The following is a 6863-nucleotide window of genomic DNA, read 5'->3' on the forward strand; positions in this document are numbered from 1 at the left end:
GTATGCCTTTGGTCAGGTTTGGGCTCGGAATTCATTTCGCTCGACCTGAGCGCTTTCCCATCGATTGACAGCTGCGAATATGTTCTTGATATTGGCAGAGCGGAGCTCAAGCCAGAAAGGCGTGTTCCGTGGCGAGGAACTAGGCGTTGATCCCTTAGGCTACGCCGGTGAATAGCAAGAAGCTTTCACAGCCGGTTCTCGATTAAATTCGAAACCAGGACTGTGAAATGACAACTGATTTAAGAAAAATTCGTGATGAAAAGTATGCCGCTCAGGGTGGTCGATGCTTCTATTGCAATCAGCCGATGTGGTCAGGATCACCGCAAAAATTCCAAACCGTTCATTCTGTTTCAGAGCGCAAGGCGCGTTGGTTCCAATGCACAGCGGAACACTTACTTTCTGCTTCGGATGGTGGACCAGACACTCCAGCAAACATTGTAGCTGCCTGCAAGTTTTGCAATCAAAGCCGCCACCGGTCAAAGCAGCCACTATCGCCGGGAGCATACAAGTTAAAAGTGCTGGGCCGAATGGAACTGGGTGGCTGGATGCGGTTGAGCTCATAAAATGGTGCTGTCAGACTAATTCGAACCAGTCTCAGTTTACTGCGGAAACCGCGAACCTATTCCGAACAAAGCTGACGCCACTCGCTAAGAGCGGCGGTGCGTGTCAGCTTGAAGGTGTCCCGGCTGGTGAGCGATCTTTCCTGGTTGAAGTGGTTGTGGACCGAGGAATGGACGGAGGCGAATTTCTGCAAACTTCGCATGCGCCTGAATCGTTGCATCGCGCGTTCGCGTCGTCGAAACGGCAGGTGCGAGTTCTCGACGCGGTTGTTGAGCCACCTTCCCGTCTTTTGCGTTTGGAGCGCGCCCAGCTCTCTGAGCGCGGCTCTGTATGAGGCGAAGCGATCCGTGACGACGTTTTCCGCTTTACCGTGCCGCTTCATCAATTTCCTGAGGAATTTCAATGCCGCCTGCTTGTTTCGGCGTTTGGTAACGATTGCTTCCAGCACTTCGCCCTCATGATCGACGGCCCGCCAGAGGTAGTGTCTCTTGCCATTCACCTTCACGAAAACCTCGTCCACGTGCCACTTCCATTTGGAGAACGCGCGCAGGTGCTGAACACGCTTTCTTCGGATTTCAGCAGCAAACATAGGGCCAAACCTGTTCCACCAATATCGGACAGTTTCGTGGCTCACGTCGATGCCTCGCTCGTGCAGCAGATCTTCGACATTCCGAAGCGAGAGTGGAAATCGGATGTACAGCATCACCGCAAGGCGGATGATCTCTGGGCTGGTTTTGAAGTACTTGAAAGAGGCAGGTCTGGTCATGGGAAAAAGCTACGCAACCGCCCTGCCCGCCTCAAGCCAAGTTCTTCTGACAAGACCTTCTGCAAGGCCAAACTTAGCCGGTACTATCAGAAAGCGGCCATTGGGGCAGTCGCAGCAAAGGTCGGCTCTGTCCGCTAAAGTGCCCTTCGACGGCCGTGCGGCGTAGGTCTGGAGTGAGCCCATATTGAACGATGCTGCACTGTGATCAAGGTCCGTTCTTTGGGCCGCAGCTGAAAACATGACAAAGTCAAACTGAGTTTTGCCAAGGGGTTTGTGTCCAGACCGCTGGCCGGTTCACCCACCTTTGCTCACGCCAGAAATCCGCGTCACATTCGACGTTGGTTGCATTCCTTGTTTCCATTGGCTCGGTGGGACGCCTATCTCTCGCAAAAACTCGCGATTGAAGTTCGACTTTGTATTGAACCCGCTATCGAGCATCGCGCTCGTTACAGTTGCGCCGTCCTCGATCAGCTTACAGGCATGGCGAACGCGCCAGGTGTTGATGTGGCGAGAGACATTGGCTCCGGTCGCACGGTTGACGGCCATGGAAAGACGCTTTTCGGGCAGATGAAGGCGACGTGACAACCGCGAAAGGGTGAGGTTTGGATCAAGATGCATAGGTTCGCGCTTCAGGAAGGCCTCAAGAGCTTCCACAATTTCGATATCCTCTTTGCTCGTCTCTCTGGGCGGCGGAGCTGGCTCGGCTGAATCTTCACCCGCCACACCAGATGCGGAAGAGCTTCCACTAAGCAAACCGACAAGCACAAGGACCAGGGATGAAGAGAAGGTGATCAGCCATCCGGCCCAGTGTTCGTTGCCTGTCATGAATGCAAAGGCGATGAACACATCGCTGAGGGCTGAAGCAATCACGGCCCACCCCAAGACCTGCCAAAGAACCTTTGGAACAAGCCCGGCGTCCAACCGAGCAAGGGGCATGTCTCCTGAGCTGCTCAACAGATGGAGGATCGCAACGCCGTAGCCCCCAAAGACAAGTGGTACGACGACATCCGTCGTTTCGGGCGCGAAGATACGACAGAACAGTGTGAAGACTGGAGCTGCGCCGTGGAAGCCGACTTGACGGAGCGATATCCGGCTGATCAGAGCGTCCTGCAATGTGATCCAAGCAAGCGGCGGGATGATCGTGGCGCTGACCGGCAGAACAGGTCGTAGCCAAGCGACATCATATCCGATGACCATCGCGACTAGAAATGATTGCATTGCGCAGGCCGTAAGTAAGGCGACCAAGAGTGGCCTGCCCTCTGACAAAAGCGTTCGGACGGCGAGATAGGCGAGAACAATGGCGGCGAAGGCTGGGATCGGAAGCATAGGCATGTCGCGACTATTGTCTAAAATCCTGATTGTGACGACCTGAATCCCGAAAACAGGACGCCGTAGCCTGCGTTTTTCCGCACATCAGGAGCCAAGCGTTCAACTACGGAGGTTCCCATGAAACGCCTTGCCCTTCTTGCCATGCTCGCGCTGCCCCACGCAGGCCCTGTCGCAGCGGATATGCTACCCGGCTACGACCGGTTCGACCTGACAGTTGCTCACCGCGCCCGGCCGGTCGCCGCCTCAATCTGGTATCCGGCGGCAAATCCCACCTATCGCGCGCCTGTCGGAGACGGCCCGATCTTTGACCCGACCTTCGCGTTCATCGGGCCAGCCATCGCAGAGGGTGAGCACCCGCTTGTTCTTTTATCACATGGCTCAGGCGGCAACGCCGATAGCTTGGGATGGCTGACCAGTGGCCTTGTTGCGAACGGAGCGATGGTTTTGGCTGTGAACCATCCAGGCTCAACAAGCGGAGACAGCTCTCCGCGCCGCTCGGTTGATCTGGAAGCGCGTGCAAATGACCTGACCGCCGCACTCGATATGATCCTCGCCGATCCAGCTTTTGCGCCTTTCGTCAATCCGGATCAGATCGGCGTCGTCGGATTTTCTCTGGGCGGGGCAACCGCTCTCGGGTTGGCCGGTGTCCGCTTCGATGGTGCAGCTCAAGACACCAATTGCAGCACCGGCCCGGAGGCCGCTGATTGCGTATTCTTCCGCCTGGGCGGTGTGCGTTTCGCTAACTATCCCAGTTTTGACGCGGATACGCGCGATCCGCGTATCTCAAGAGCTGTGATTGTCGACCCCGGATTCGGCGGTGCCGTTGATCCAGAGACGCTTCAGGGCGCTTTGACGGGCATTAGTCTCATCAACCTGGGTGACGCAGACCGGCTCGGAGCTGCTGACGTAGGACCGGATGGCAATGACCTTGCGAACAGGTTGCCCGATGCTTCCTATGTTGAGATTGCACCGGCGAACCACTTCACCTTCCTCGGGACCTGCAAACCTGGTGCCGCCGCGTTGCTTGAAGAGGAACAGGATGACCCGATCTGCACGGACCCGGATGGCACGGATCGCGTCGCAACGCACGTGCAGCTCATTGATGCAATCTCACTCGGTCTCGACCTCTAGGGACGCTACCGCCCGACCCTATTAAAGGAACAGCTCCCCCGGCCAAAAGACGCCGGGGGCGATCTTTTTTACCAAAACCCATACGTTTCGGTCACCGGTGGAAACGACCGTTCTGCCACTCCAAATGACTTCAAAGCGGATATTAGCGCAACCGCAGCGAATTGGCGCTTTGTCCCGCAACCCGTGAGTTGCCCTGAAAATCCTCGCTGCGCGGTGAACGATTGGCAGCGACCTCGGCCGCCGCGCGGCGCCACAAAATATGCACTCGCAGCAATTTTCGCGCTGCGAGCGCGCGCAGCTAAAAATGGCAATGACTGCCATGGGCTCGGAGCAGACGTTCATTCAATCTAACCGAATATCTGCTCTGTGGACAAAGTTGCCATAGGCTAAATGGTTGTTGAGGACCGGTCTCAGCCCTAATCGGACATTCGAAACTGAGCTTTGCAAATCCCGACAAGCGGACATAGCATTAGTTCGCTGCATTTGCTCGAATCTCGGCAATTTCGCCAGTGCTTGGATCAGAATCGAGCTTTCAGCGAAGCCTTCGAATTTTGCCGGTCATCCTTAACCCATCGCGAATGTTCAATCCCATCATCGCGAGGTTGGCTGCGCCAGCGATCAACTCAATCACCTGAACTGTGAAAAAGGTGCTGTCGAACTCGCCAGCAGCGGCTTTGCCAGCCAGAAACCAAGCGGCCGGTACGAGGATCAGCAAGCCGTTCAATGCAATGACAGGCATTCGGGTTTTCTTGGCCTTCGTCAGCGCATCCTTGCGTTTCCGGCCCATTGCCATGCCCGATCCGCCAGCAATCGCCATTGCCGGGATGAGGATGAACATGCCTTTCAGGATCAATGCCTTGACGGTTGCGACCGCTTCATGGCTCGCAAAGAGTTCGCTGGTGGCCGTTGATGTCCAGAAGAGGAGGATCATCACAAAGCCGATGCCCCCTGCGATGGCGTGAATCTTAGTTTTCATAGCGGTTCACTCAAATTGGCTCTTGGAAAGGATTTCGTCAGGCCGTGCAGCAATTCGGCACCGCAACCTTCTCAAACAGATGGGGGGCGGTCACAGCGCTTGAGGGATAATGGCTGAGCTGCTGCTGAAACTCGGGGTTTGAAAACGCCGCGTGGAAATCCGCAACAGACTCCCAGACCGCGTAGTTCAGGTACATGCTGCCGTCGCCAACGGCTTTGTGCAGTTGGGTGCTGATGTAACCCGGTTGCTTCTTCATCCATTGGGCATCGCACTTCCAAGCTTCTACCAAGGCGACTTGGTCAATTGGGTCGACTGTGAAGAGATTGACGAGAACGACGGGTCCAGCGTCGATGTTCAATTGCCGTTCAATGGGAAACTCTGGGTCGAGAGGTTTGAAACTGACCATTTCGGTACTCCTTGAAAGTAGCTTTGATTTGGTGTCATGTTGTCATATTTAGGAAGCATCAAGCACAATGACAACGTGTTGTCAAATAAAATGAGGAGTCGTTATGCCGGATGAACGAAGGACCGAAGAAGGAAAAGCCGTGACAGCCTTGATACTGGATGTGTTTCGGTTGAACGGTCGATTGCAGCTTGCCGGTGATCGCCTCGTATCAGAACTCGGTTTAACAAGTGCTCGATGGCAGATTCTTGGTGCCATCGCCTATTCTGATCGACCGGAATCCGTTGCCTGGCATGCACGGACGATGGGCGTTCACCGGCAGGGCGTACAACGGATCATCAATGAATTGAGCAAAGAAGGCATGGTGGAGTTTCAGCCGAACCCTCACCATAAGCGGGCGCACTTAGTCGTACTGACCCCAAAGGGGCAGGAGTTGTTCGAAGCCGCGATTGCGAGGCAAATCCCATGGGTGAATGAACTTTCGGAAGGCCTGTCGCCAGATGATATTGCGACAGCGCAAAATGTTGTCGACCGTCTCAAAACACGTCTCGAAGAAGCCTCAACGCGGCAAGATCAGAACCCGACCCAAAGCTGACGCTCATAGAGAGTGCGGCACCGGTCAAAGTGGGCTCGTAGTCGACCTTCGCTACCTCTCGCATAATTGGCTGGAGGCAGCCCAAAGCGGACCTTCACTATGAGCTTTGCACCCTCTGAGATGCGGACATAGCCGCCTTTGGTTTGAGCGACTTTTCTATGGAGGTTTCGACGGAACTGAGATTGTTTTGAGTCCATCGGTGGCGGTATGCCCAGACAAGCAGGCGGCGGCAGCTTTCTCACCAAATTTAAGACAACTCTCAATGGGCCAATCTTCATGGAGACCATGAACAACGCCGGAGCAGAAAGCATCACCCGCTCCCACTGGGCTGATGATGTCTTCAGCAGGTATCGGGTCCGGCGCGAAGGCAATTTCAACCTCGGTTTCACAACATACGATTTGCGTTGGGCTATGAATAATGACCGCTCGATTGACCCCACCGGATTTTAGAAAGCGAGCTGCTTTCATCATTTCGTTGGGATCAGACTTTTGCGTGAGATTAATGCCTGTTGCCGCCTCGGCTTCGAGCTCATTCGCAAACAGAAAATCGATTTCGGCAAGCGTCTTTGACACAATATCCGCGTAGGTGTCGGACCTGAACGATGCGAGGTCAACGCAAGTGCTCATGCCTTTGGCGCGGGCAGCTGACAACAGCAATGCGGCTCTAGTTTTGCCCTCTGGCAGGACCTCATCCAGTTTGTCTAGTAACGTTAAATAGCCAAGATACAATAACTTAATCCCGGCGTCCGATAGCTCATCAATATTAACCGACGCCGCATCAAATAAACTGTTAGCACCTCGGTGGTGAAAGAAGGTGCGGCTGTCACCTTGCACGTTCATCACATGGGTCTGGGATGTTGTTGCACGCGTTGTTCGCAGTAGGCCGTCTAAAGGCAACCCCGCTTCTGCGCATAGACGCAAGACTTCGTCGCCCAAAGCGCCTGCGCCTATCAGACCAATTGGAATTACTGGGTAAGACACGCCCATGGCTTGTCCGTCATCGAATGATTTGGAACACGAGCGTTTGATTGGCTTAGGAGGATCAGGCTCGCCGTAGTTTCAATCTACGCCGCGTTCTGATGATGCAGCAAGCGGCGTTTCT

The 6863-nt window shown here is 54.8% G+C and carries 8 protein-coding genes; 3 read left to right on the plus strand and 5 right to left on the minus strand.

Annotation, left to right across the window (positions count from 1 at the left end):
• Nucleotides 1-227 precede the first annotated feature (227 nt).
• Nucleotides 228-563 (plus strand): HNH endonuclease, encoded by a 336-nt coding sequence (locus ACR0B5_RS20600; protein WP_480543033.1) that lies wholly within the window; start codon nucleotides 228-230, stop codon nucleotides 561-563.
• Nucleotides 564-619: 56 nt separating this feature from the next.
• Here the strand turns inward: ACR0B5_RS20600 and ACR0B5_RS20605 are convergent, their stop codons facing one another.
• Both ACR0B5_RS20605 and ACR0B5_RS20610 read right to left on the minus strand, forming a co-directional pair.
• Nucleotides 620-1327 (minus strand): IS6 family transposase, encoded by a 708-nt coding sequence (locus ACR0B5_RS20605; protein ID WP_170660731.1) that lies wholly within the window; start codon nucleotides 1325-1327, stop codon nucleotides 620-622.
• A gap of 294 nt (nucleotides 1328-1621) precedes the next feature.
• Nucleotides 1622-2545: a helix-turn-helix domain-containing protein gene (locus ACR0B5_RS20610; RefSeq protein WP_480543035.1), complete on the minus strand. Its 924-nt coding sequence runs from the start codon at nucleotides 2543-2545 to the stop codon at nucleotides 1622-1624.
• Between the two features lie 228 nt (nucleotides 2546-2773).
• On the opposite strand from ACR0B5_RS20610, the gene ACR0B5_RS20615 reads away from it, so the two are divergent.
• Nucleotides 2774-3787, plus strand: coding sequence for an alpha/beta hydrolase family protein (locus ACR0B5_RS20615; RefSeq protein WP_480543037.1), 1014 nt, complete (start codon nucleotides 2774-2776; stop codon nucleotides 3785-3787).
• A 532-nt stretch (nucleotides 3788-4319) separates the two neighbouring features.
• Here ACR0B5_RS20615 and ACR0B5_RS20620 read toward each other — a convergent pair.
• The gene (locus ACR0B5_RS20620) at nucleotides 4320-4763 is read right to left on the minus strand and encodes a hypothetical protein (RefSeq protein WP_170768127.1); all 444 of its coding nucleotides are present in this window, start codon (nucleotides 4761-4763) and stop codon (nucleotides 4320-4322) included.
• A 37-nt stretch (nucleotides 4764-4800) separates the two neighbouring features.
• On the minus strand, nucleotides 4801-5169 hold the full coding sequence (locus tag ACR0B5_RS20625) for an antibiotic biosynthesis monooxygenase family protein (RefSeq protein WP_170768125.1): 369 nt from the start codon (nucleotides 5167-5169) through the stop codon (nucleotides 4801-4803).
• 103 nt (nucleotides 5170-5272) lie between these two features.
• Here ACR0B5_RS20625 and ACR0B5_RS20630 point away from each other — a divergent pair, with 103 nt between their 5' ends.
• A complete protein-coding gene (locus ACR0B5_RS20630) occupies nucleotides 5273-5761 on the plus strand; it encodes a MarR family winged helix-turn-helix transcriptional regulator (RefSeq protein ID WP_170768124.1) in 489 nt (162 codons plus the stop codon).
• 156 nt (nucleotides 5762-5917) lie between these two features.
• Here ACR0B5_RS20630 and ACR0B5_RS20635 read toward each other — a convergent pair whose 3' ends face one another.
• Nucleotides 5918-6748, minus strand: coding sequence for a carbohydrate kinase family protein (locus ACR0B5_RS20635; protein ID WP_480543040.1), 831 nt, complete (start codon nucleotides 6746-6748; stop codon nucleotides 5918-5920).
• Between the last annotated feature and the right edge of the window lie 115 nt (nucleotides 6749-6863).

The organism is Ruegeria sp. AG1 (assembly GCF_056541705.1).